Here is a 26,201-nt window from a genome sequence, read left to right as displayed (position 1 = left end):
AGCATTTATTTTTTTCTTATCTTTACTATTCAATTCATAGCCATGAAAACATCAAAAGATAAATCTAAAAACTTAGCAACTCCAGGCAAACCTATGTCGCAGGATGAATTTGTTTCGCTTATTAAAGAAGCGGAGGAAGGAATTTTTTTGACAGAAAAAGAATTTGATAAAAAATTCGAAGAATGGAGATTGAAAAGAAAAAAGTAATTAGGTCAACTTTTTACTTAAATGATATTCAAGATGTTTTTGAATATGGAGAAGCCATTTTTGGAGAAAAAGCGGCTCTATACTTTTATGAGGATTTGAAGCAAATGGTTCGTCAACTCGAAACCCAATACCTCCTTCATCCCGAATGTCGTCATCTTGAAACCAAAACCAAAATTTATAGAAATATCATTTTAGGTTCTTATTTAATTATCTACCGAATTAGAGCCCATAAAATTGAAGTATTAAGAGCTTTTCACGGAAGTCGTTCACCAAAAATCATCAAACAAGTTAGAAAAATCAAAACATGATCCGTAATTTACTTTCCTCTTTGTTTCTTCTTGTTTCCCTATTTATTTTTGGCCAATCAACTCAATTTTTAAAAACCGGCGATTTACTTTTTCAAAAGATGAATTGTGGCGAATTATGCGAAGCCATTCATGCTGTAACCGAAGGATATAACGGCAATGATTTTAGTCATTTGGGATTGGTTTTAATTGAAAATGATTCTGTCTTTATCATCGAAGCAGCAGGAAATGCCGTTCGAAAAGTGACGTTGGAACAATTTTCAAAAAACACGCAAACTACTATGTTTATTGGAAGAGTAAAATCAAAATATAAAAAATTAATTCCGCAAGTCATTTCATTTTCCAAAAAACAAATCGGAGTTCCGTATGATGATGATTATTTGTATGATAACGGAAAATATTACTGTTCTGAATTAATTTATGATGCTTTTTTAAATGCTTACGGCAAACCTTTTTTCGAATTACATCCGATGACATTCAAACAACCCAATACAAATGAATTTTTCCCTGCTTGGGTTGATTATTATCAAAACCTAAAAATAGAAATTCCGGAAGGCGAACTTGGTTGTAATCCGGGTGGAATTTCTACTTCTGATAAAATTAAAATTGTTGGGAAGTTAAACTAGTTGTTTTTCAACTTTTTCAACCAAAGCCATAATTTCATTTTGTGTGCTCACCCCTTTATCATGCAAATACCATTTTTGCAATTCGGTTTTGGCGGTTTCATCTACAACACCATATTGAGCTTTATAATCTAAAATTAAATTTTTTGCTCCTTCAGGTCGTGGTCCCCAATCACTTAAAACGGTTAAGGTTTCTGCATCCAAAATCAATAACTTCGGAATGGCTTTTCCTCCATTTGTCAAAAACTGATTCATTAATTCTTCATTTTCGTCACGAAAAACAATTCGTAAATCAATATTTTCTGAAAGTTCCGCCATTTTGTGGATGATTGGCACCAATTGAGCTGCATCACCACACCAACCTTCTGAAATGACAATCCACAAATAATTGGCTTGTAAATTACTCAAACCTATTTTAACTTCTTCAGAAATTTGAATGGTTTTATCCAACCTATTCATTCGAACTTCGTTCAGTTCACTATATTTTGTCAAATCTTCCGATTGTTCATTTCCGGTTGATTTTCCTTCTTTCAATAAATCGGTAACTTGTTTACGGTAATCTAAATAAGTTACACTTTTTGCTAAACTGTTTTTAATAATCTCTTGCATGAATTGTAATTTTACGATGCAAAAATAGAATTTATTTTGCTTTTACTATGTAACGTTTGTCACAGATGCTAATAATAATGTATTTTTGGAACTATATGGATATGAAATCAAAAAATATAGGTTTAGTACTTTCGGGTGGCGGTTCAAAAGGTTTAGCTCACGCAGGAGTTCTTCAATTTTTGGAAGAACAAAACATCAAACCCACTCAAATTGCAGGAAGTAGTGCCGGTTCAATCGTAGCCGCTTTGTATGCTTTTGGAAAAACTCCGAAAGAAATTTTATCCTTTTTTCAGTCGATTTATTTTTTTCATTGGAAGCATTTTACCTTTTCAAAAGCCGGAATTATTGATAGTTTATCTTTTAAAAAATATTTTACGGATGTTTTTGGTGATGCAACCATCGGCGAATTAAAAATTCCCATTCACGTGACAGCAACAGATATGGTAAAAGGAAAAATTAAAATTTTTGACAGAGATACTTCCATTGTGGATGCTATTTTGGCGTCCAGTGCTTTTCCCGGAATTATTTCGCCTTATGTAATTGATGACAATTGGTATAGCGATGGCGGAATTCTAAACCATTTTCCAACCGATATTCTGCAAGGAAGATGTGATATTATTATTGGTGTTTATGTTAGTCCGATTCAAAAAATTGAAGCGAAAGATTTAAATTCTATTAAAGCCGTGACTTCGCGAGCTTTTGATTTATTAACGGCTAATACCACAATGCAAAAATTTACTTTGTGCGACTGGGTCATTGAACCCGAAGAATTATCAAAATACGGAACATTTGAAACAAACAAAATCAAAATGGAAATTATATTTAACCACGGTTACGAAGCGGCCAAAAAATCATTTCCGGATTTTCAATCCCATATCGAAAATAGATAAACTACTCGGATTTTTATATTGATAAAATCAATAATTCTTTATATTTGCACCACAAAAAACATCTTATGAAATACAAAAGAATACTTCTAAAACTAAGTGGAGAAGCTTTAATGGGCGACCGTCAGTATGGAATTGACCCAAAAAGACTGGCAGAATATGCTCAAGAAATTAAACAAATTCACAATCAAGGAGTAGAAATTGCCATCGTTATTGGTGGTGGAAATATTTTTAGAGGTGTTGCCGGAGCCAGCAATGGTATGGATAGAGTGCAAGGTGATTATATGGGAATGCTTGCCACGGTTATCAACGGAATGGCGTTGCAAGGTGCTTTGGAAGAAGCCGGAATGTTAACTCGTTTGCAAACTGCTTTAAAAATCGAAGCGATTGCAGAACCTTATATCAAAAGAAGAGCCGTTCGCCATTTAGAAAAAGGTAGAATTGTTATTTTTGGAGCTGGAACAGGAAATCCCTATTTCACGACTGATACTGCTGCTGTTTTAAGAGGAGTTGAAGTGGGTGCCGATGTAATTTTAAAAGGAACACGCGTAGATGGTGTATATAATGCCGATCCGGAAAAACACAAAGATGCCGTAAAATTTGATTATATTTCGTTTGAAGATGTGTTGAACAAAGGATTAAATGTGATGGATACCACCGCATTTACGTTAAGTCAAGAAAATAAATTGCCGATTATCGTGTTTGATATGAATAAACCGGGCAATTTACTAAGAGTTTGCAATGGCGAAACCATCGGAACAACTGTTACTATTTAATTTGGCTTTATTTTTGAATAATTAAATACGATTAAAAAATACTATCATGACAGAAGAAATAGATTTTATCATTGATACCGCAAAAGAACACATGGATGGTTCAATTGCTCATTTGGAAAAAGAATTTTTAAATATTAGAGCCGGAAAAGCAACACCACAAATGTTGGGTGGTGTTTTTGTAGATTATTATGGTTCGCAAACGCCGCTTTCGCAAGTGGCGAATATTAACGTCCCAGATGCAAGAACCATCACTGTAACTCCTTGGGAAAAAGGAATGTTGCATCCGATTGAAAAAGCAATTCAAATTGCCAATTTGGGTTTTAACCCGATGAATAATGGCGATAATATTATCATTTCTGTACCACCATTAACGGAAGAACGCAGAAGAGACTTGGTTAAACAAGCAAAATCAGAAGCGGAAGATGCCAAAATCGGAATTAGAAATGCTCGAAAAGATGCCAATACCGACATCAAAAAAGAAGAAAAAAACGGAACCTCGGAAGATATTTGTAAATCTGCTGAAGAAAGCATTCAAAAATTAACCGATGCTTACATCAAAAAAATTGATGATATTTTGGCCGTCAAAGAAGCCGAAATCATGAAAGTATAAATTGAAATCCACTTGAAAGAGTGGATTTTTTGTTTTAAAAAAGTACATTTGTGATTCGCATTTAAAATCTTATGAAACACCTCGTTTTTCTATTTCTTTTTTGCTCAATTTGTGTTCAGGCACAATTTAGAGTTACCGGGATTATTAAAGACGAAAGCACAAAAACACCTTTACCTTTTGCCACGATTCAATCTTCATCAGGAAGAACAACGATTGCCGATGTAACTGGAAAATTCGAATTTATCAGTTCATCAGCAGGCGAAAAAATGGTTGTTTCTTACCTAAATTATGTTAGCAAAGAGTTTGTTATAGAAAAAACCAGCCATTTTTCAGTCTTTTTAGAATCTAAACCAAAATTATCTGAAACAGAATTAATCCAAAAACAAGAACAATCAAAAAGATTTCTCAATGCAGTTTATGCTTCAATTGAGCAAAATAATCCCAAACAAGCACTTTCAACCTTTCAATACAAAGGCTACAATAAAATTGTTGTAACTGCTCATCCTGATTCAATAAAAGGGAAAATTGATACAATCAAAAAATCAAATAAAATAAAAATTGATTCAACCGATTTTAAATTTAAAAAACTAATTTCAAAACAACATTTATTTGTTACTGAGAAGGTTTCGTTATTTCAATACAGCGATTCTAAATTCAAAGAAACGGTATTAGGATCACAAATGTCGGGATTCAAAAATCCGATTTATGAAGTTATTGGTTTTAACCTTCAATCCTATTCTGTTTATGAACCTCGCTATGAATTATTAGAAACAAAGTATATAAATCCGATTTCAAAACAAGGTCTTCGCGATTATGATTTTGAACTGTTAGACACGATTTCAATTTCTAACCGAAAAACGGTTTTGGTTTATTTTAAAAACAAAAAAAGAATCAATAAAAAAGGAATGGAAGGATTGCTTTTTATTGATCAAGAAAATTTCGCTGTAGCCAAAGCCATTATGCGTGTGCGAGGAATTATCGATTTAACCGCAATTCATGAATATGAATTTTTATTGAATGAAAAAATTTGGTTTCCAAACACGTATGAACTAAAAATTATCAAAGGAAAAAATGATGATCCTATAAAAATCTTAGGAGGAACAATTGAATTTGAAGGAGAATATGATGAGTTGGGAACAAAACGTGAAAAAGCAGCTTCTGATTATTCTTATATGCAATCCAAAACATTTTTTTATGATCGTGAAATAAACATTCCTTTAAGCATAGCCAGAAATTCTGTTGCGATAGAAATAGACGAAGATGTTGCTAAAAAAGACACAACATTTTGGATAAAAAACAGAAAAGATCGTTTTAGTAAAAGAGACCGAAACACATTTGCTGTGAAAGATAGTTTAGCCTTTTTTAAAGGTATAAATGCCAAGCTTTTTTTTGGTAGAAAAATTATAAACGGTTATGTTCCGGTTGGTTTTTTTGATTTTGATTTACGCTACTTGGTGAGTTACAACAACTACGAAGGATTCCGTTTTGGCGTTGGCGGAACAACCAATGAACGATTTTCTAAAAATTTTAAAATAGACGGATATGTTGCCTACGGTCTTAAAGATGAAAAAATAAAGTATCATTTGGGTGGTTCTACTCGAGTTGGAAATTTTTCAAACACATGGGCCGGACTTTCATATATAGATGATATTCAGGAAATTGGAAGTACTAAATTTAATATCGACAAACGGGTTTTTAAAATCTATGACCCAAGACCAATCAACTTGAGTACGTTCTATCATCACAAAACTTGGAAAGGTTATGTAGAAACAAATTTTTTACCTAAAACAGAAAGTATTTGGCAATTGAATTATTCCAAAATTGAACCTTTGTTTAATTATGCTTTTTTTGATGGTGAAAATTTATACAATCGATACACGATGACCACCGCTTCAGTTTCCATTCAATGGAATCCGTTTAGCGATTATATGCATACGCCAAATGGAAAAATTGAAATTGAGAAGAGATTTCCGAAATTCACATTCCAATTTACAGAATCGTTACCGGATTTTTTAGGAAATGATTTTCAGTTTGGAAAAATTGATGCCCGAGCAGAATACGAAAAACAATTTATTAACGGACAAAAGTCTACTGTCTTAATTCAGGCTGGTTTTGCTTTTGGCGATGTTCCGCTGACACATTTATACAATAATTCACCTAACAATTTAGACCGTGATGCTTTGTTGCAACGATTAACCGTAGCCGGAAAAAACAGTTTTGAAACCATGCGATTTAATGAGTTTTTTTCAAGTCAATATGTGATGCTTCATTTTAAACATGGATTTAAACGAGTTGAATTGTTTAAAAAAGTAAAGCCTTCTTTGGTTTTAGTTAGCCGTATGGCTTGGGGTAATATGGAAAAACCCGAACAACATGTTGGGCTAAATTACAAAACCATCAACGAAGGTTATTTTGAATCCGGAATCGAACTAAACCAGATTTTCAGCGGATTTGGATTGGCTGGATTTTATCGCTACGGGCCAAATCAATTGAGTCGATTTGAAGATAATATTGCTATCAAACTAACTTTTGTTCTTGATTTAGGTTTGTAAAAGCAATTCGTTTTATTGATTATTTCAAAGATTAAATTACAGTTAAAACCATCAATTTAGCATTGATTTCACTACCTTTGCATCCGTTAAAATTATCGTATGGCTAAATGGTTTAGCGTAGGTTTTTGGGAATCTATCGCCCGAATAATCCTCAGAAACAGAATCACAATTCTTTCCATCGTTTTTCTATTGACAGTGTTTTTGGCATTGCAATGGAAACACATGCGTTTTACATATACAGAAGCAAATCTTCTACCCGATCATCATGAAGTAAATGAACAATACAATCAATTTTTAGATAAGTTTGGTGAAGAAGGAAATCTAATCATTATAGGTGTTCAAGACTCAACTTTTTTCACTCCAAAGCAATTTACAGCTTGGAAAAATTTGATGACAAACCTAAAAAAGTCAAAAGAAGTTGATTTGATAATTTCGGTTGATGATTTAAAAAAATTAAACAAAAACAAATCATTAGAAACGTTTGAATTGGTTGATTTTATTGATTCAACTAAAATTAAAAACGCAAAATATCTACTTGACAAACGCGAAGAACTTTTTGAACGTTTACCTTTTTATGAGCATTTATTGTTCAGCAAAAAAACCGGAACAATAAGGGCTGCGATTTATTTGGATAAGAAAATTGTCAATACAAGTGTTCGAAAAGATTTTGTGGTTGAGAATTTAATTCCACAAATAGAAGCTTTTGAAGAACAAACAAAAATCGATTTAAAAGTCTCCGGAATGCCTTATATCCGAACACTCAATTCGCAAAACATTGTGGATGAAATTGGCATTTTTATCGGAGCCGCACTATTGGTAACTTCGTTAATCTTTTTCTTCTTTTTCCGAAGTTTTAGAGCAACATTCATTTCTATGTGTGTTGTAATCATTGGTGTAATGTGGGCTTTTGGAACATTAGGTTTATTCGGATTTGAAATCACTGTTTTAACTGCCATAATTCCACCATTAATCATCGTAATCGGAATTCCAAATTGTATTTTCTTAATCAACAAATACCAGCAGGAAGTAAAAAAACACGGAAATCAGGCCAAATCATTACAGCGAGTTATTTCTAAAGTTGGAAATGCCACTTTGATGACTAATTTAACCACCGCTGCCGGTTTTGCTACATTTATCGTAACTGACAGCGAATTGCTAACCGAATTTGGAATTATTGCTTCGATCAACATTGTTTTGTTGTTCATTCTTTGCTTGCTGGTTATTCCGATTATCTACAGTTTTATGCCTTTGCCAAAGGATAAACATTTGGAACACCTTGACAAAACCTACACTAAAACATTTGTAAATTGGACTGAAAAAACAGTAAAAAACAGAAGTATTTCCATTTATATTACCTCAATTATTCTTCTTGTTGTGAGTATAATTGGAATATATCAAATGAAAATTTCAGGGAGTTTGATAGAAGACATGCCTAAAAAAACCGGATTTTTTAAAGATATTTTATTCTTTGAAAAAGAATTTGATGGTGTGATGCCTTTGGAAATCATGATTGACACCAAACGCAAAAAAGGTGTAATGAAACTTTCAACTTTGCGAAAAATGGAAGAAGTGCAAGAAATTATCAGTGAAATTCCTGAACTTTCTCAACCGATGTCGATTGTAAATGTAGTGAAATATTCTAAACAAGCTTACTACAACGGAAATCCCGATTATTATGAATTGCCAACCGCACAAGAGCAAGGCTTTATTTTAAGTTATGCCAAAAATGCAACCCAAAACAGTAAAGAAAATTTCATGAAAAGTTATGTTGATTCCACTGGTCAATATGCCAGAATCACCACTTTTATGAAAGACATCGGCACCGATAAAATGGAAAAAATTGAAGAAAAGCTTTGGGATAAAATCAATAAAGTTTTTCCGCAGGATCGATACACGGTCACCTTGACAGGAAAAGCATTAGTGTTTCAAAAAGGAACAAATTATTTGGTAACGAATTTAGTTTTATCCTTATTATTTGCCATTTTTCTCATTTCTCTTTTTATGGCCTATTTGTTTCGTTCGTTCAAAATGGTGCTTATTTCCTTAATTCCAAACCTATTACCATTGATAATTACAGCCGGAGTCATGGGTTATTTGGGAGTTCCGATAAAACCATCAACTATTTTAGTGTTTAGTATAGCTTTCGGAATTTCGGTTGATGACACGATTCACTTCTTAGCCAAATACCGTCAGGAATTACAAGCAAATAACTGGAAAATCAGAAAATCAGTGTTCAATGCGTTGCGAGAAACCGGTGTAAGTATGTTTTACACATCCATTGTTTTATTCTTCGGATTTTCAGTATTCATGATTTCCAGCTTTGGCGGAACAGTTGCTTTGGGCGGATTAGTTTCGGCTACTTTGCTTTTTGCCATGTTGTCCAATTTATTATTATTGCCGGCATTATTATTATCTTTAGAAAAGACAATTGCCAATCAAGAAGAATTTCTTCAACCTACCATTGATATTTTGGTGGAAGAAGACGAAAAAGAAACTCAACCTAAATCGTAGTCAAAAAAATTATAATCTACTATATTTGCATAGTAAACTTAAAACAAAATGAAGAAGCACACAAAAGTTAACGAATTACTAACAGCCACACCTGTTTTAACTGAAGTAACCGTAAAAGGTTGGGTTAGGACATTTAGAAACAATCAATTTATTGCCTTAAATGATGGTTCTACCATTAATAATATCCAATGTGTTGTAGATTTTGAAAACACACCGGAAGAAATCTTAAAAAGAATAACGACCGGAGCTGCTGTTTCGTTAACCGGAACATTAGCAGAAAGTAAAGGTGCGGGTCAAAAAGTAGAAGTTCAAGTTTCTAAAATTGAAATTTTAGGTGATTCGGATGCAGAAAAATATCCGATGCAACCCAAAAAACATTCGTTAGAATTTTTAAGAGAAAATGCTCATTTGCGTGTGCGTACCAATGCGTTTGGTGCAATTATGCGAGTGCGATCAACACTTTCATTTGCTGTTCATCAGTATTTTCAGGAAAGAGGTTTTTTCTATGTAAACACGCCAATTATAACCGGTTCAGATGCTGAAGGTGCAGGTGAAATGTTTAAAGTTACTGCTCTTCCATTCGATAACACCCCAAAAACAGAAGAAGGAAAAATAAATTATAAAGAAGATTTTTTTGGTAAAGAAACCAATCTAACTGTTTCCGGACAATTGGAAGCTGAAACGTATGCGATGGCTTTGGGTCAAGTTTACACATTTGGACCAACATTCAGAGCGGAAAATTCAAATACGTCTCGTCATTTAGCGGAATTTTGGATGATTGAACCCGAAGTGGCGTTTAATGAATTGGCGGATAATATGGACTTAGCGGAAGATTTTATCAAATACGTTATCAAATATACCGTTGACAAACATGAAGACGATTTGAAGTTTTTAGAACAACGTTTGTTAGACGAAGAAAAAAACAAACCTCAAGCTGAACGCAGTGAAATGAGTTTGTTAGAAAAATTAAATTTTGTTTTAGAAAATAATTTCAAACGTGTTACTTACACAGAAGCGATTGATATTTTAAGAAATTCAAAACCAAATAAAAACAAGAAATTTCAATATTTAATTGAAGAATGGGGTGCCGATTTACAAAGTGAGCACGAACGCTTCTTAGTTGAAAAACACTTTAAATGTCCTGTAATTTTATATGATTATCCGGCAAAAATTAAAGCGTTTTACATGCGTTTGAACGACAATACAGAACCAGGAAAAGAAACCGTTCGAGCAATGGACATCTTATTCCCGGGAATTGGTGAAATTGTTGGTGGTTCGCAAAGAGAAGAACGTCATGATGTTTTAGTTGAAAAAATGAAAGCATTAGGAATTGATGAAGAAGAATTATGGTGGTATTTGGATACGCGGCGTTTTGGAACGGCTGTTCACTCCGGTTTCGGTTTAGGATTTGAAAGATTAGTTCTTTTTGTAACCGGAATGACTAATATTCGCGATGTAATTCCGTTCCCTAGAACACCGCAGAACGCAGAATTCTAAATTTGTTTCAAGTTTCAAGTTGTTGATTGTTCAACAACTTGAAACTTGAAACCTTAAACTTTTAAACAAAAAGATTTTTACTATTTGCCACGAAGAAAAGAAGACGCTAAGATTATGATTACTGATGAAGAAGAAAGAATTGCAAAAATTATTGTAAATTCTGCCTATCAAGTTCACAAAAAACTTGGTCCGGGTTTATTGGAAAAAATTTATGAAGCTTGTTTAGCTTATGAATTAGAAAAAGCAGGATTGAAAGTCAAAAGACAAATTGATTTGCCAATTATTTATGATGAATTATATTTTGATGAAGGTTTACGCCTTGATTTATATGTTGAAGAATCCATCATCATTGAAATAAAAGCAGTTGATATTGTTAATCCTATTTGGAAAGCACAATTGATAAGTCATTTAAAATTAACACAAAATCAATTAGGCTTTTTAATTAATTTTAATGTTCCTTTGATAAAAGACGGCATTAAAAGATATATTTACACAAAGAATTACTAAATTATTATAGTTACAATGAGCTTTGTGCCTTCAAAAAAACCAAAGAAAAATACTTTGTGACTTTGTGGCAAAAATTTCAGAGTTAAGTAGTAAAAGAATATAAAAATGTTAAAACAAAATCTACAATTCAAATTATCTCAAAAATTATCTCCTCAACAAATTCAGTTGATGAAGTTAATTCAATTGCCTACGCAGGCTTTTGAACAACGATTGAAAGAGGAAATGAATGAAAATCCGGCATTAGAAGGCGGAAAAGAGGAAGATGAATATGAAGATGAATATGAAAAAGAAGAGTTTGACGATTACGAAGAAGATGAATATGATCGAATTGATGCAGAAGACATCAACATCGATGAATACTTAAGTGACGACGAAACTCCGGAATATAAACTCCAAGCCAACAATTACAGCGATGATGACGAAGACCGCGAAACACCTTTTGCTGCTCCGGTTACTTTTCATCAGGATTTGATAAATCAGCTAAACACCTTTATTCTCTCTGAAGAAGATAGAGAAATTGCTGAATTTTTGGTGGGAAGCATTGACGACATGGGTTACATCCGTCGATCGGTAGCCGATATTGTTGACGATTTAGCATTTACGCAAGGTATTTATACCGATGAACAAGCGGTTGAACGCATTCTTCATATTGTTCACGAATTAGAACCTTCCGGCGTTGGTGCACGCGATTTGCAAGAATGTTTGTTGTTGCAACTCAAACACAAGACGCCAACAGAATCAGTAGATTTGGCAATTGATATCATCGAAAATCAGTTTGAACAATTTACAAAAAAACATTACGATAAACTTCTTCATAAATACGGCGTTTCGCAAGATCAACTTAAAAAAGCAATTGAAGAAATTGAAAAGTTGAACCCTAAACCGGGTGGAGCTTTTACCGGAAACAACAAAATGATTGAACATGTTGTTCCCGATTTCACCATTCGAATTGTGGAAGGCGAACTTGAACTTTTATTAAACGGAAGAAATGCACCGGAACTTCATGTGTCAAAAGATTATCAAGACATGTTGCGAACGTATAAAGATTCTCGTGACAAATCGAATGCTCAAAAAGATGCAGTTCAGTTTATCAAACAAAAATTAGATTCTGCAAAATGGTTTATAGATGCCATCAGACAACGTCAAGAAACGTTGTTTGTCACGATGAATGCAATCATGCATTATCAGCAAGAATTTTTTTTAGAAGGTGATGAAACCAAACTTCGTCCGATGATTCTAAAAGACATTGCCGATATGATTGGGTTGGATATTTCTACCGTTTCCAGAGTTGCCAACAGTAAATATGTGGAAACACCTTATGGTACCAAACTCATCAAAGAATTCTTTTCAGAATCAATGAAAAATGACCAAGGCGAAGATGTTTCTACGTTGGAAATTAAAAAAATTCTTCAAAATGTGATTGAAGAGGAAGATAAACAAAAACCGCTACCAGACGACCAATTAGCCGAAATTTTAAAAGAAAAAGGTTACCCAATCGCCCGAAGAACTGTGGCCAAATACCGAGAACAATTGGATATTCCGGTTGCTCGCATGCGGAAAAAAATATAATTGTTTGAAAAACATTCTCCCCATATTCTCCTATCTTTTTCATCCGCTTTTTATATCGGTTTATGCGGCCGCTTTCTTTTTTGTTTTGTTTTGGGATTTTTTTGTGTTGCAGGAAATCTATCTGTATATGATTCAGATAGTGATTATCACAGTGCTGATTCCTATTTCATTATTTTATCTTCTTTTGTCTTTGGAAAAAGTAGATTCGATTATGATTGCACAAGTTTCACAACGAAAAATCCCGTTAACAATCAATTGCATTTTATTACTTATTCTTACCCAAAAAAGCATCACAATTGATAGAATTCCTGAGCTTTACTTTTTCTTTTTTGGAGCTTTTTGGAGTACAATCTTAGCCATAATATTTCTTTTCTTAAAGATAAAAGCCAGTTTACACATGCTTGGAATAGCGGCATTAACGTTTTTTATAATTGCATTAAGTTCAAGAGTAGAACTACCCTTACTTTATACTGTCGCCACTTTTATCACACTCAATGGATTTGTGGCTTCCTCAAGGTTGCAGATGAAAGCTCACACGATGTTTGAATTATTTGTAGGATTCTTTTGCGGAGCAATTCCGCAGTTTTGTTTGTGGTACTTTTGGTTATAGAATATAAAATTGCAAACCTAAATTTAACGTACTCAACTCCATTGGTCTTCCATCAAATTTTGCTTCAGATTTAAAGATAGTGTTAAACCCATAATAGGCATAAAAATTCCACGTATTATAACCAGTAGCAAGATAAATTCCATATTGAAATGCGTTGAATTGCTTGTTATTATTAATTTTAATATCACCGGAATTAGAGATAAACCGAGAATTATTAAATATCATATAGCTCAATTTGAAGCCCGTATACAATCTAAAAAACTTATGACTTTCCGGGGTAGATGTTCGCCAACGTACTTCAATTGGAAGATCTACATTAATGAACGAAAACTGATTTTTCTTGAACGAAATATCACTGTCAATAACTGTATATGTGAAATCTGAATCTATATCAGAAATAAGTAAGTTCTGATTATATGCCTGATAAGCCAATCCAAGACCCGCTGCAACAGCAAACGTTCTATTTTTACTTATTGGCATATCACGAAGAAAACCAAAATGTAACCCGGTAGAAAAACCATCTTGCGAGACACCTCTCGGTTTGTTTTGCAACACATTATAGGCAAATCCAAAATAGAATTGGTCTTCTCGGTATAATGAATCTATTTTCTTTTCATAATACAACGTGTCTTGTGCCAGCATTACACATGAGAAGAAAAACAAAAAAAGACTTAACTTCATAAAAAACTCATTTGAAATATAAAATTACAAAAAAAGCCACGCAAATGCGTGGCTTATGTATTTAAAATTGTTGCATTAATTAGTTACTTTACCTTGATTGGTAGTATAATTAATTTTTAAAGCTTCAACTTTTCTTAATTCTTGTTTGATTTCTGTAACAAGACCCATTTTAACTTCTTTATCCACTTTTAGTGAAGTAGTTAAAACATTTTCTAATTCTGGTGGTCTTGCAGCTCTCTCAGCTAAAACAAAGTTTCTAATTTCCGTAACATCTGAAAGACGATCGTTTAATTGAATACGAGCACCTTCACCATATTGTGAACGATATTTTTCATGAGGTTTCCCAGCGAAAATAAACATTACACGCTCCTTCTTTTCTAATTTAGTTACCTGATCTGCTTTTGGTAAAGCATTTTGAATCATCAAATCATTATCTTTCATCACAGTAGCAACCATGAAGAAAAACAACAACATGAAAACAATATCCGGCAAAGATGCTGTTGAAATCGCTGGCACTTCCCCTCCTTTTTTCTTTTTAAATTTAGACATACTTCTAAAATTTATAATTAATTATCTTTTCGGTTCTGCCTCAGAAAGCTTTTGAGGGAATAATGTTTGTATATCTTTAATAAGAGGTTCAATTCTCTCACGTTGAGCATCTCTTGTTCTAGGATCATCAAACATAGCTTCTAACTCACGGAAAGTCTTCCCGTATCTTGCTTTACATTCTCTGTCTCTTAAAAAATAATAGGCGGCTACTAATTCATTTTGAACCGAGATATACGCTTCATAAGATGTTTCTGAATCATTTTGTAAAGAAATAATTGCTTTATCTGGATTATCAGACGAAGCTATATCTCCGGCTCCTTTACAATAACTACAGGAACCATCTCCACCATTATCAAGAAAAGCTATTGCTGCTTCTCTTAAATCTTTCAAATCCATAGGAACATCTTCAACCAAGAGTTGATCATTTTTATTAATCAATACTGTGAAAATATTTTTCTCTTTAATTGGAGGTGGATCTGTTTGTGTTTCATCAATCGGAGGTAACTTTCTGTTAATCCCTTGATCGGTTTGAATAGTTGTGGTTACAAGGAAGAAAATCAACAGCAGGAACGCAATATCTGCCATCGATCCGGCATTCACTTCCGGTGCACCAGCTCTGTTTTTTCTAGCCATTTTTTACTTTTTAATTCTTTTATATCCTGAGAAAAACATTAGTCCTACAGCCACTAAAGCTAATATATAAAAAGCATTTAGACCTGTACTAACCATTTTTGAGCCAAACGATGAAACTTCTCCACCATCTTTCAATGGCACTGGAGTTCCGTCAGCAAAAATAAAGGCAATTAGAATAACTCCTAAAAATGCTCCAACACTGATAAGTGTTTTCTTCAAATCTTTTGAAGCAAGATTTTTAAGCGTGTACAACAACACCAATACAATTGCTATGAAAAGTGTTAAGTAAGCAACATAAATATACGGCTCAATCATCCCTCCATCAGGAGAGTCAGACGCCATAATTGTTGCCAGAAACACAATAGAAATTATACTTAATACAATAACTATTAATCTGGATAACTTGTTTAAGTTCATACTGATAGTTATTTTAAATTATCTTTTGTTTTTGTAATCTACAAGGATGTCAACTAAACTGATAGAAGCATCTTCCATATCGTTTACGATTGAATCAATTTTTGCAATAATATAGTTATAGAATACTTGAAGAATCATCGCAACAATTAAACCAAATACCGTTGTTAATAACGCTACTTTAATACCTCCTGCTACAAGTGATGCATCCATGTTACCGGCAGCTTCGATTTTATCGAAAGCCTGAATCATCCCGATTACAGTTCCCATGAACCCTAACATCGGTGCTAATGCGATGAACAATGAAATCCAAGATACGTTTTTCTCTAATTGACCCATTTGAACTCCTCCGTAAGAAACAACTGCTTTTTCAGCTGATTCAACACCGTGGTCAATACGATCTAAACCTTGATAGAAAATAGATGCAACAGGACCAGCAGTATTTCTACATACTTCTTTTGCAGCATTTACACCACCAGATTGAAGAGCATCTTCAACATCTTTGATTAATTTTTTTGAATTTGTTGTAGAAAGATTTAAATAAATAATTCTTTCAATAGCAATAGCTAAACCTAAAATCAAACATAACAAAACGATCCCCATAAATCCAGGACCCCCTTGAATAAATCTTTCTTTTAACTCTTGCGTAAATGGTTTGTCTGCAGCTGTAGTATCATCATCAGCAGTTTCAAGAGTTGCTGCTTCTTCTACTGGAGCTGGTGCTGCTGCTTCAACAGCTGGCTCAGTTGTTTGAGTTGTGTCTTCTTGTGCTTGAACTGTTCCAAACGTCATTAGACCTGTGATTGCCAAAATAGAAAATAATCTTTTCATTGCTTTTGTTCTTAATTTAATTAGTTAATCAGGTTAAAGGTATAAATTTATTTTTAATTAATCACACATTATAAAAAAATGGCGGAGAGAAAGGGATTCGAACCCTTGATACCCTTTTGGAGTATACACACTTTCCAGGCGTGCTCCTTCGACCACTCGGACACCTCTCCTCATTGTTTACAACGTATTTTAAGAGTGCCAAATAACAAAAAAAAACTCACCTATAAAAATTAATTTTGTTATTTTTATGACAATTCTCCTCGTAAAGAAGTTTCAAAAATGGTTTTGAACACTTTAGCAGAAACATTTTGTCCCAAAAGATACATTAATTTTGTGATTGCTGCCTCTGTGGTGATGTCTTTTCCTGAGATTACTCCTATCTTTTTTAGATATGTACTCGTTTCATATTGCCCCATGTTGACACTTCCGCCGGAACACTGTGTCACATTTATAACGTAAATTCCTTTTTTTATTGCCTTTTTCAACACAGAAATAAACCATTCTTCTGTGGGAGCATTTCCGGCTCCGTAGGTTTCTAAAACTATTCCTTTTAAATTTGGTATGTCAAATAAAGAGGCCAAAACATTCTGATTTAGTCCAGGAAACATTTTAATAATCGCCACATTCGAATCTAATTCTTTGTGTACAACCAGTTTTTTTGTTGTGCTTGCCTGAAAAAGTGATTCATTGTTTATTTTAATATGCACTCCTGATTCTGCCAAAGCAGGGAAATTGGGTGATGCAAAAGCCATAAAATGTTCTGCATTAATCTTACTCGTTCGGTTTCCTCTGTATAATTTGTATTCAAAATAAAGGCAAACTTCTTTAAAAACAGGCTTTCCTTTTTGCTTTAACGAAGCGATTTGAATGGCCGTAATTAAATTTTCTTTGGCATCAGTCCGCAAATCTCCTATTGGCAATTGAGAACCTGTAAAAACAATTGGTTTGGATAGATTTTCAAACATAAAACTCAATGCTGAAGCCGAATAAGACATTGTATCAGAACCATGAAGCACTACAAATCCGTCAAAATTGGCATAATTATCTTCAACAATTTGTGCCATTTCAACCCATTTTTGCGGATTCATATTGGAAGAATCGATGGGTTTTTCAAACGAAATGGTTTCAATATCACACTCCAATTGTTTTAATTCCGGAATTCGTTGAAGTAGTTTTTTAAAATTAAATGCCTTTAACGCACCTGTTTCAAAATCTTTCATCATTCCGATGGTTCCGCCGGTATATATTAAAAGTATGTTGGCTTTAGAATGCATTTTGATATTTCATCTTATTAGTCACGGGATTGGCATACATTGCCAGAAAACTTTCAACCATTTTTGGATTACTGGAATCGATCTTTAATTCTAATCTTCTTTCAAATAATGATTTTTCTTCTTCCGTGTATAAGTGACTGTATTTAGTTGAATTGTGCATTAAATCATGAGCAATAAAGTTGGTTGGCCATAATTTATATGAACTCAAAATAGAATCATCAATCACCTGTGCTACTGCCTGAATTTGACGGTTAGAATTGTCTTCATTTATTTTAATTTCATCCATTTCTGTCTCCAAAACATCGCCAATATGCATATGAATACGTTTTTTTTGACCCATTATTCCACTCAATAGCGTGATGAAATCTTCATTTTTCTCCTTAATATATACTTCATTATTTGCCTCTGCCATCAGTTGCGGCATTTTTAAAGCATCGGTAGGATCATATTCATACGAAATTGAAACGGGAACAATTTTCAATTTCTTAAAATAATCCATTACATTTTCCTCATCAGAACCCATTCCTAACATTTTTAAAACGCCTTGATGTGTGGCATCATTTCCATCTTTGGTTCTTCCTTCGCGTTGAGCAATCCAAACTGAACGATTTTCTCTCAACAATAATTGACCAATGTACTCCGACATCAGTTTTGAACTTTGCAGCAATTCTCTTGGTGATAATCCGCGTTGAACTAAAAAATTTCGATTGAGTTTTGATAATTTGTATAAGAAATCCTTCTTAACCAAATTGTCTCCAATTGCAGACGCCGTCATAACCAAACCGTGTTCATACAATGCCACATTGAGTAACGAAGTGTCAAGAATAATATCCCGATGATTGGAAATGAACAAATAAGATGCGTTTTTTTCCAACTTTTCAAAACCGGAAGTAGTTAATCCTTCCGAACTGCGTTGAAGCACTTTTTGCACGGAATGATAAACAAAGTTTATTTGAAAATCCCTGATTGAATGTGTTTTTTGAAGTTGGTCTATCCAAACATTTTCATCAACATCAGGAAAAGTAAAATTCATCAACGCTTTCATCATTGGATGATGAATCACCGAACGGATTCCTTCGTTTACTTCACTGTCGTAATAAGGTCGAATCGTATCAAATTTTGACATTAATCAGATTTTTTGAATTCACAAATGAACAAAAAAATTGTGACTTTTAAAGTAATATTTCGTTAAATACCAAAAATTGCTTTTGAATTTTCAGTTGTAATTCCTGCTACTTCTTCTACAGAAACGCCATAAATAGTTGCTAATTTTTCGGCAACCAAAGAAACATAACTACTTTCATTACGCTTTCCGCGAAAAGGAACCGGAGCTAAATAAGGCGAATCGGTTTCTAAAACAATGTGTTTCATGTCGATTTGATGAAGAAATTGATCGATTTTTCCGTTTTTGAAAGTTACAACACCACCAATTCCCAATTTCATATTATAAGAAATCGCTTGTTGGGCTTGCTCGAAATTTCCGGTGAAACAATGAAAAATTCCAAATAAGTCATCGCTTTTTTCCGATTCTAACACGTCGAAAATTTCATCAAATGATTCTCGACAATGAATTACAATAGGTAATTTATATTTTTTGGCTAATTGAATTTGATGTTTGAAAGCGATTTTTTGAATTTCCAACGTTGATTTATCCCAAAACAAATCGATGCCAATTTCGCCAATGGCAATAAATGTTCGTTTGGACAATTCGGTTTCGATGTGATTTAATTCATCTGAATAATTTTCTTTAACATAACATGGATGCAATCCCATCATCAAAAAAACATTTTCCGGATAATTTTCTTCCAAATCATACATCGATTGTGTGCAGGTTGAATCGATGGCCGGAACAAAAAAACGAGTTACACCTTTTGAAATGGCTCTTTGCACCATTTCGTTTCTATCCAAATCAAATTCTTCAGAATATAGGTGGGTGTGTGTATCGGTTAAAATCATGCGGCAAAAATAAGTAAATTTCAAGATAGTTTGTACAGCTTTGTTTTGACTTTAATTTGAATTACATTTGAACTTCAAAATCACAAAATGAAGAATTTACAAGATCTTTTAAAAGATTCAGGATATAAAAAAATTGCTTTTAAAGTTTCTAAGACACAACATTTGTTGATAAAAGCCACGATAAATGGTGTGAAAGGAAATTTTATTTTAGACACCGGAGCATCCAACAGTTGCATTGGATTTGACAAAGTTGAACATTTTAATGTAAATGCCAAAGCTTCTAAAACCAAAGCCGCAGGAGCCGGAGCAACCGGAATGGAAACGCAAATTGGCAAAAACATCACCTTAAAAATTGGTCGTTGGAAAACCAAAAATCTGCATTTGGTTATTTTTGATTTAACCCACGTGAATTTAGCTTTAACGCAATACAAAGCCAAACCTGTTCACGGAATCATTGGTGCCGATGTTTTGTTGGAAGGAAAAGCGATTATTGATTATTATAATCATTGTTTATATTTATCATAATTATTTCCTAAAAAATTTGGCATTATTTTTGGAAATCTCGTTTCATATTAATTAATTTTAGAACTTTAAAACAATTCTATATGAAACTAAAAACTACTATTACTTTTTTATTACTTTTTGCTTCAGCTCTTTCATTTGGGCAGATTCAGCCGTATGGCCATTTGACAATTTTTTCGGAAGACGGTGATAAATTTTATTTAATTTTGAATGGAGAACGTATTAATGACGAACCACAGACTAACATTCGTGTAGAAGAATTAGTACAACCTTATTACAACGCTAAAATTATTTTTGAGGATAAAATGCGTCAGGAAATTTCTAAAAACTTTCTTCAAATAACGGATGTTGATGAAGTATTTATGGATGTTACCTACAAAATTAAGAGAGACAAGAACAAACCTTCTAAAATGAAGCTAAATTTCTTTTCGATGACGCCGATTCCTGAGCGTTATGTAGCACCGTCTAATATGTATGTAAGACGATGGGGTCAGCCAGCACCACCTCAACAAGTGATTGTGCAACAAACTGCTCCTGTTGGTGTGGTACAGCAAACTACAACTACAACCACGTCGGTTGGTGGAGTGAATGCAGGTGTGAGTGTTGGCGGAGTTGGTGTGAACATTTCAATAAACGATCCGGTTTTCAGTGGAAGCACTACAATTACTGAAACAACGACAGTTACATCTGGTGGCGGAGCTGTTGTAGGTTATCAAGAACCAATACAAGAAGGTTGTTATGGTGCAAGACCAATGAATAACGGCAATTTTAGTAGTGCTTTACAAACTATTAAAAATCAAGGCTTTGATGAATCGAGATTAAAAACCGCTAAACAAATTGCTCAAAATAATTGTTTGAATACGAACCAAATTGTGGAAATCTGTAAAATTTTTGGCTTTGAAGAAACGCGTTTAGACTTTGCCAAGTTTGCTTTTGATGCATGTGTTGAACCTCAAAATTACTTTAAAGTAAACAATGTGTTCTCGTTTACTTCAAGTGCGGATGAATTGAATGATTTTATTTCGAGGAGGTAAATAATTGTTATTTCATAAAAAAATCCCGATTAGAAATTTCTAATCGGGATTTTACTTTTTATGGAAATTTGAAACTATAGTTCCAATGCTTTTTTAGGATTGTTATCCATCAATAATTCTGTTGGGTTTTCTAATCCTTCTTTCACGGCAACTAAGAATCCAACTGATTCTCTACCGTCAATGATTCGGTGATCGTAGGATAATGCGACATACATCATTGGAGCAATCACCACTTGACCATCAACAGCAATTGGACGCTCAATAATATTGTGCATTCCTAAAATTCCTGATTGTGGTGGGTTGATGATTGGTGTAGAAAGCATACTTCCGAACACACCACCATTTGAAATGGTAAATGTTCCTCCGGTCATATCATCTACTGTAATCTGACCATCACGAGCACGAATGGCTAAACGTTTGATTTCTGATTCAATTCCGCGGAAAGACAATGTTTCTGCATTTCTAACTACTGGAACCATTAATCCTTTTGGTCCTGAAACAGCTACAGAAATATCACAGAAATCATAAGCAATTTTGTGATCGCCATCTATCATAGAATTCACATCTGGATAAAGTTGTAAAGCTCTGGTCACGGCTTTGGTAAAGAAAGACATAAAGCCTAATCCTAATCCGTGTTTATCTTTAAAAGCATCTTTGAATTCGCTTCTTAATTTATTTACGTTGGTTAAATTAACTTCGTTGAACGTAGTTAACATTGCTGTTTCATTTTTAGCCGAAACTAATCTCTCGGCTACTTTACGACGCAACATCGATAATTTAGTTCTTTCTGAACCACGGTTTCCGCCGGTTGGCGTTCCCATAGACGGAACAGCGTTTACAGCATCATCTTTGGTGATTCTTCCGCCTTTTCCGGTTCCAACGATATCGGAAGGTTGAATATTTTTTTCATCTAAAATTTTACGAGCTGCCGGTGAAGGTGCTTGTGTTGCATACGTTTTTTCAGGAGTTGGAGTTGCTTTTGGGGCCTCTACTTTTTTCTCTTCTGCTTTTGGTGCTTCTGTTTTGGCTTCTGCTTTTGGTGCATCACCGCTTGGTTTTGCAGCAGATGTATCGATTAAACAAACTACGGCTCCAACAGCTACAGCGTCACCTTCTTCGGCTTTTAGCGTGATGATTCCGCTGGCTTCTGCCGGTAATTCTAAAGTGGCTTTGTCTGAATCAACCTCAGCAATAGCTTGATCTTTTTCTACGTAATCGCCGTCTTTTACTAACCAGGTTGCGATTTCTACTTCTTTTATTGATTCTCCCGGAGAGGGAACTTTCATTTCTAAAATCATATTCTTTTTAGTTTAAAGTTTCAGGTTTAAAATTTAATTCTGAAAATTATGTATTTATTTATTGGTATGTTCTTTAATTATTAATTCGATAAAATCAAATAATTCGGGCACATCTTCTTTTGCTGTCTTAAATACTAACCTGTAATCTACACCCATGTAATCATGTATTAATTTATCTCTCATTCCTGCCATAAATTTCCAAGGAACTTGATTGTATTTTAATCTAAAATCAATACTAAGATTTTTTGTTGCTTCGCCTACAATTTCTAAAGCTCTAACTACTGCTCTTTTAATTACTTCATCCTCAATAAAAAGTTCATATGTTAAAGAATTGGTTGTGTTTATTACAAATTTTAACTCTTCAAAAATATGACCTATAAATTCTATTTCGTCAGATTTTGACATAATCAACTTCTTTTAGGATATGAGGGCCAATATATCTGCTTAAACCATTTTTTGTTACAATATCAATTTTATTGTTTTTGAATATTGATTCAATAAACTCACAAAAATTGAAATACTTAACATAGGATATTTTATCAATATCATAATCTACCAAAATATCAATATCACTGCTTTCTGTTTGTTCATTGCGAACATACGAACCAAACAAACCTATTTGAGTAACGCCAAAACTTTTAATAGTTTCTTTGTTATCAATAATTTTTTGAAATATGTCTTGTTTAGTCAGCATTGTATTTTTAATAAATTTTCAATCTGCTAATTTATGAATTTTATCTTTTATTCTGTGTTATCACTTTTTAGCCCTGATAGCAGCGGAAATCCTTTTGGCATTTTTTGTTAGTTTTTGTTGGCAAAAAAAAGCGACCTTGGGAGCTCTTTTTTTGACTTACAAAAACAACAAAAAATGGTAAAAGATTGAAGCGGATAGCAGGATTAGCTTCTTATCTAAACAAATTTTTATCAAATACCATTCTGATTGCATCGGCGTGACGTCTTCTGTCTCTGGTGTGACTTCCGGCGGCCGGTGCTGCATAGGCTTTTAACGATGCTAATCGCCATTTTACCAAGTCAAAATTCATTAACATAAAACTGTATGCTCCCATATTTTTGGGTTCTTCTTGTGCCCAAACGTAATCGTCTGCGTTGGGATATTTGGCTATTATTTCTTTTAATTGCTCGATTGGTAACGGGAACAATTGCTCGATTCGAACCAAAGCTACGTCATTTCTGCCTAAGTTTTCTCTTTCGGCTAAAATATCGTAGTAGAATTTTCCGGTGCAAAATACGAGTGTTTTTACTTTCTTTTTGTCAACTGAATTGTCGTCGATGGTTTCTTGGAAACTTCCGTTGTATAATTCTTCTTTGGTTGAAACACACAATGGGTGACGCAGTAAACTTTTTGGTGAAAACACGACTAACGGCTTGCGGAACTTGGTTTTCATTTGTCTTCTTAACAAGTGGAAGAAGTTGGCAGGCGTTGTACAATCGGCTACATACATATTGTGACGGGCACAAAGTTGCAGGTAACGTTCCATTCTGGCGGAAGAGTGCTCGGCACCTTGACCTTCGTAACCGTGAGGCAATAGCATAACGATTCCGTTTTGGTTATTCCATTTGTCTTCGCCACACGAAATGTATTGGTCAATCATGATTTGGGCACCGTTGGAGAAATCACCAAATTGGGCTTCCCAAATGGTTAATGCATTTGGATTGGCTAAGGCATAACCATAATCAAACCCTAAAACGCCATACTCGGAAAGGAACGAGTTGAACACGTTGAACTTTCCTTTTTTATCTTTTAATCCGTTTAATAAAATTACTTCTTCTTCGCTGTCTTCTACTTTTACAACGGCGTGACGGTGCGAGAAAGTTCCTCTTTCTACATCTTGACCGGAAATTCGAACGTCATACCCTTCGGTTAATAATGTTCCGTAGGCCAACGTTTCGGCAGTTCCCCAGTCGATGGTATCGTTATCGTACATTGTTTTTCTGTCGGTAACAATTTTGCTGATTTTGTTGATGAACTTTTTATCTGATGGTAAAGTTGAAATGGATTCAGCAATGACATCCAATTTCTTTTTGTCGAATGTTGTTTTTACTTTTTTCAACATTTCATCGTCTGAAACTTGCTCAAATCCTTCCCATTCATTTTGCATAAATGGCGTGATGATGGTCAATTCTTTTTTGCGAGAAGCTTCTAAGTTTTGATCTAATTTGGCTTTGTAATCGCTTTCGATTTTGGTAACATACGCTTGATCAACAATGCCGTCTGTAATCAACTTTTCAGCATAAATATCTCTTGGATTTCTATGTTTTGCGATGATTTTGTATAAAACCGGTTGGGTAAAACGAGGTTCATCACCTTCATTATGACCGTATTTTCTATAACCTAATAAATCGATAAATACATCACGACCAAAAGTCATTCTAAAATCTAATGCAAAAAGCATCGCGTGAACAACTGCTTCAGTGTCGTCTGCATTAACGTGAAGCACTGGAGATAATGTCACTTTTGCCACATCCGTACAATAAATAGATGAACGAGCATCAAGGTAATTGGTTGTAAATCCGACTTGGTTGTTAATCACCAAATGGATTGTTCCTCCGGTTTTGTAACCGTCTAATTGCGACATTTGAACAATTTCATACACGATTCCTTGTCCGGCCACTGCGGCATCTCCGTGAACGGCGATTGGCAATACTTTTGAGAAATCGTTCGGGAAATATTTGTCTTGCTTTGCTCTGGTAATTCCTTCAATCACAGCACCAACCGTTTCTAAGTGAGAAGGGTTTGGAGCTAAATTGATGTTGATATTTTTACCTGATTTTGTTTTTCTGTCGGCAGTTAAACCTAAATGGTATTTTACGTCGCCGTCAAAATATTCTTTATCATAATCTTTTCCGTCAAATTCGGAGAAAATGTCTTGTGTTGGTTTGCCAAAAATGTTGGCTAAGATGTTCAAACGACCACGGTGAGCCATTCCCATCACAAATTGCTCAACGCCTTTTTCGGCAGCAGATTCAATTAATGCATCTAAAGCGGGGATGATGCTCTCTCCTCCTTCTAATGAAAAACGTTTTTGACCTACATATTTTGTATGTAAAAAGTTTTCGAAAGAAACGGCTTCGTTTAATTTATTCAAGATATGCTTTTTCTGATCTCCGGAGAAATTAGGTAAATTATCATTGATGTTTAAACGTCTTTGAATCCACTCGATTACTTCCGGTTTACGAATGTACATATATTCGATACCGATGGATTGGCAATAGACATTGTCAAGATGTTTAACAATTTCACGCAATGGTTTTGGATCGTGACCCAATACTTTGGCGGCATCAAAAACCGTATCTAAATCGGAAGATGATAAACCAAAATTTTCTAAAGCCAAGGTTGGAGCATACACTCTTCGCTCACGAACAGGATTGGTTTTGGTGAATAAATGACCACGTGTTCTGTATGCATCAATCAATTTAAGAACATTAAATTCTTTTTGTAATTTATCAGAAACGAGACTACAGTCTTGATTTCCGGCAGAAAAATCGGCCAATTGGGTAACGGCTTCATTGTCGCTTGCAGATTCTAAACCAAAATCAAACCCTTGAAAAAAGGCTCTCCAACTTGGTTCAACAGCATCCGGATTAACGGTATATTGTTCGTAAAGATCTGCAAAAAATTGTGTGTGTGCTGCGTTTAAAAAGGAAAACCTATCCATAATTAGTAGTAATAAACCTTATTTGTTAAAAATAGTTTTGCAAAAGTACAATATTTGCAATAATCTTTT

The 26,201-nt window shown here is 34.1% G+C and carries 27 protein-coding genes and 1 tRNA gene; 14 read left to right on the top strand and 14 right to left on the bottom strand.

The window, feature by feature from the left end:
* Positions 1–42: 42 nt before the first annotated feature.
* Genes M0M57_RS08380 through M0M57_RS08370 form a run of 3 tightly spaced genes read left to right on the top strand, consistent with a single transcriptional unit; the run spans position 43 to position 1,138 of the window.
* Entirely contained in the window at positions 43–207 is a 165-nt protein-coding gene (locus M0M57_RS08380) for a hypothetical protein (protein WP_248432489.1), read from the top strand.
* Positions 183–515, top strand: coding sequence for a type II toxin-antitoxin system RelE/ParE family toxin (locus M0M57_RS08375; RefSeq protein ID WP_248432488.1), 333 nt, complete (start codon positions 183–185; stop codon positions 513–515). Before M0M57_RS08380 ends, M0M57_RS08375 begins: the two co-directional genes overlap by 25 nt.
* On the top strand, positions 512–1,138 hold the full coding sequence (locus M0M57_RS08370; protein WP_248432486.1) for a YiiX/YebB-like N1pC/P60 family cysteine hydrolase: 627 nt from the start codon (positions 512–514) through the stop codon (positions 1,136–1,138). The genes M0M57_RS08375 and M0M57_RS08370 overlap by 4 nt, the downstream gene beginning before the upstream one ends.
* On the opposite strand, the gene M0M57_RS08365 is transcribed toward M0M57_RS08370, so the two are convergent.
* Positions 1,130–1,744: a thioredoxin family protein gene (locus M0M57_RS08365; RefSeq protein WP_248432484.1), complete on the bottom strand. Its 615-nt coding sequence runs from the start codon at positions 1,742–1,744 to the stop codon at positions 1,130–1,132. The two genes, M0M57_RS08370 and M0M57_RS08365, sit on opposite strands and share 9 nt — an antisense overlap.
* Before the next feature lie 95 nt (positions 1,745–1,839).
* On the opposite strand from M0M57_RS08365, the gene M0M57_RS08360 reads away from it, so the two are divergent.
* From M0M57_RS08360 to M0M57_RS08320, 9 genes are all read left to right on the top strand, one after another.
* A complete protein-coding gene (locus M0M57_RS08360) occupies positions 1,840–2,634 on the top strand; it encodes a patatin-like phospholipase family protein (protein WP_248436744.1) in 795 nt (264 codons plus the stop codon).
* Between the two features lie 65 nt (positions 2,635–2,699).
* A complete protein-coding gene (pyrH, locus tag M0M57_RS08355; RefSeq protein WP_248432482.1) occupies positions 2,700–3,407 on the top strand; it encodes a UMP kinase in 708 nt (235 codons plus the stop codon).
* A gap of 46 nt (positions 3,408–3,453) precedes the next feature.
* Positions 3,454–4,017, top strand: a complete 564-nt coding sequence (gene frr / locus M0M57_RS08350; protein WP_248432480.1) for a ribosome recycling factor — start codon at positions 3,454–3,456, stop codon at positions 4,015–4,017.
* Between the two features lie 71 nt (positions 4,018–4,088).
* Complete coding sequence (locus M0M57_RS08345) at positions 4,089–6,569, top strand: DUF5686 family protein (RefSeq protein ID WP_248432478.1); 2,481 nt, start codon at positions 4,089–4,091, stop codon at positions 6,567–6,569.
* 99 nt (positions 6,570–6,668) lie between these two features.
* Positions 6,669–9,080 (top strand): efflux RND transporter permease subunit, encoded by a 2,412-nt coding sequence (locus M0M57_RS08340; protein WP_248432476.1) that lies wholly within the window; start codon positions 6,669–6,671, stop codon positions 9,078–9,080.
* Between the two features lie 48 nt (positions 9,081–9,128).
* Entirely contained in the window at positions 9,129–10,577 is a 1,449-nt protein-coding gene (gene asnS, locus M0M57_RS08335; RefSeq protein ID WP_248436718.1) for an asparagine--tRNA ligase, read from the top strand.
* An 84-nt stretch (positions 10,578–10,661) separates the two neighbouring features.
* Complete coding sequence (locus M0M57_RS08330; RefSeq protein WP_248436717.1) at positions 10,662–11,084, top strand: GxxExxY protein; 423 nt, start codon at positions 10,662–10,664, stop codon at positions 11,082–11,084.
* A 105-nt stretch (positions 11,085–11,189) separates the two neighbouring features.
* Entirely contained in the window at positions 11,190–12,653 is a 1,464-nt protein-coding gene (gene rpoN, locus M0M57_RS08325; protein WP_248436716.1) for an RNA polymerase factor sigma-54, read from the top strand.
* Positions 12,654–12,657: 4 nt separating this feature from the next.
* On the top strand, positions 12,658–13,263 hold the full coding sequence (locus M0M57_RS08320; RefSeq protein WP_248436715.1) for a hypothetical protein: 606 nt from the start codon (positions 12,658–12,660) through the stop codon (positions 13,261–13,263).
* Here the strand turns inward: M0M57_RS08320 and M0M57_RS08315 are convergent.
* From M0M57_RS08315 to M0M57_RS08275, 9 genes are all read right to left on the bottom strand, one after another.
* Positions 13,258–13,944: a porin family protein gene (locus tag M0M57_RS08315; protein WP_248436714.1), complete on the bottom strand. Its 687-nt coding sequence runs from the start codon at positions 13,942–13,944 to the stop codon at positions 13,258–13,260. The genes M0M57_RS08320 and M0M57_RS08315 overlap by 6 nt on opposite strands.
* A 75-nt stretch (positions 13,945–14,019) precedes the next feature.
* A complete protein-coding gene (locus M0M57_RS08310) occupies positions 14,020–14,493 on the bottom strand; it encodes an ExbD/TolR family protein (protein WP_248436713.1) in 474 nt (157 codons plus the stop codon).
* A 21-nt stretch (positions 14,494–14,514) separates the two neighbouring features.
* Positions 14,515–15,126, bottom strand: a complete 612-nt coding sequence (locus M0M57_RS08305) for an ExbD/TolR family protein (protein ID WP_248436712.1) — start codon at positions 15,124–15,126, stop codon at positions 14,515–14,517.
* 3 nt (positions 15,127–15,129) lie between these two features.
* Positions 15,130–15,543 (bottom strand): hypothetical protein, encoded by a 414-nt coding sequence (locus M0M57_RS08300; RefSeq protein ID WP_248436711.1) that lies wholly within the window; start codon positions 15,541–15,543, stop codon positions 15,130–15,132.
* A gap of 18 nt (positions 15,544–15,561) precedes the next feature.
* Positions 15,562–16,371: a MotA/TolQ/ExbB proton channel family protein gene (locus tag M0M57_RS08295; RefSeq protein WP_248436710.1), complete on the bottom strand. Its 810-nt coding sequence runs from the start codon at positions 16,369–16,371 to the stop codon at positions 15,562–15,564.
* Positions 16,372–16,450: 79 nt separating this feature from the next.
* Positions 16,451–16,541, bottom strand: a tRNA-Ser gene (locus tag M0M57_RS08290).
* A gap of 75 nt (positions 16,542–16,616) precedes the next feature.
* Positions 16,617–17,645, bottom strand: coding sequence for an asparaginase (locus M0M57_RS08285; RefSeq protein ID WP_248436709.1), 1,029 nt, complete (start codon positions 17,643–17,645; stop codon positions 16,617–16,619).
* Complete coding sequence (locus M0M57_RS08280; RefSeq protein WP_248436708.1) at positions 17,635–18,771, bottom strand: 1-acyl-sn-glycerol-3-phosphate acyltransferase; 1,137 nt, start codon at positions 18,769–18,771, stop codon at positions 17,635–17,637. The genes M0M57_RS08285 and M0M57_RS08280 overlap by 11 nt, the downstream gene beginning before the upstream one ends.
* A 62-nt stretch (positions 18,772–18,833) precedes the next feature.
* Positions 18,834–19,601 carry a TatD family hydrolase gene (locus M0M57_RS08275; protein ID WP_248436707.1) on the bottom strand — a complete coding sequence of 256 codons (768 nt, stop codon included), beginning with the start codon at positions 19,599–19,601 and terminating at the stop codon, positions 18,834–18,836.
* 87 nt (positions 19,602–19,688) lie between these two features.
* Between M0M57_RS08275 and M0M57_RS08270 the strand changes: the two genes are divergently transcribed.
* Positions 19,689–20,126, top strand: a complete 438-nt coding sequence (locus M0M57_RS08270; protein ID WP_248436706.1) for a retropepsin-like aspartic protease — start codon at positions 19,689–19,691, stop codon at positions 20,124–20,126.
* 80 nt (positions 20,127–20,206) lie between these two features.
* Positions 20,207–21,157: a DUF4476 domain-containing protein gene (locus M0M57_RS08265; RefSeq protein ID WP_248436705.1), complete on the top strand. Its 951-nt coding sequence runs from the start codon at positions 20,207–20,209 to the stop codon at positions 21,155–21,157.
* A gap of 74 nt (positions 21,158–21,231) precedes the next feature.
* On the opposite strand, the gene odhB is transcribed toward M0M57_RS08265, so the two are convergent.
* From odhB to M0M57_RS08245, 4 genes are all read right to left on the bottom strand, one after another.
* Complete coding sequence (gene odhB, locus M0M57_RS08260; protein ID WP_248436704.1) at positions 21,232–22,455, bottom strand: 2-oxoglutarate dehydrogenase complex dihydrolipoyllysine-residue succinyltransferase; 1,224 nt, start codon at positions 22,453–22,455, stop codon at positions 21,232–21,234.
* Between the two features lie 54 nt (positions 22,456–22,509).
* The gene (locus M0M57_RS08255; RefSeq protein WP_248436703.1) at positions 22,510–22,860 is read right to left on the bottom strand and encodes a HepT-like ribonuclease domain-containing protein; all 351 of its coding nucleotides are present in this window, start codon (positions 22,858–22,860) and stop codon (positions 22,510–22,512) included.
* The gene (locus M0M57_RS08250; RefSeq protein WP_248436702.1) at positions 22,847–23,149 is read right to left on the bottom strand and encodes a nucleotidyltransferase family protein; all 303 of its coding nucleotides are present in this window, start codon (positions 23,147–23,149) and stop codon (positions 22,847–22,849) included. Before M0M57_RS08250 ends, M0M57_RS08255 begins: the two co-directional genes overlap by 14 nt.
* A gap of 211 nt (positions 23,150–23,360) precedes the next feature.
* Positions 23,361–26,132, bottom strand: a complete 2,772-nt coding sequence (locus M0M57_RS08245) for a 2-oxoglutarate dehydrogenase E1 component (protein WP_248436701.1) — start codon at positions 26,130–26,132, stop codon at positions 23,361–23,363.
* Positions 26,133–26,201 lie beyond the last annotated feature (69 nt).

The sequence above is a fragment of the Flavobacterium azooxidireducens genome (genome assembly GCF_023195775.1).
GTDB classification, from domain to species: domain Bacteria; phylum Bacteroidota; class Bacteroidia; order Flavobacteriales; family Flavobacteriaceae; genus Flavobacterium; species Flavobacterium azooxidireducens.
Note: the sequence above shows the minus strand (reverse complement) of the source record. Positions and strands in the feature narration are given on the sequence as shown.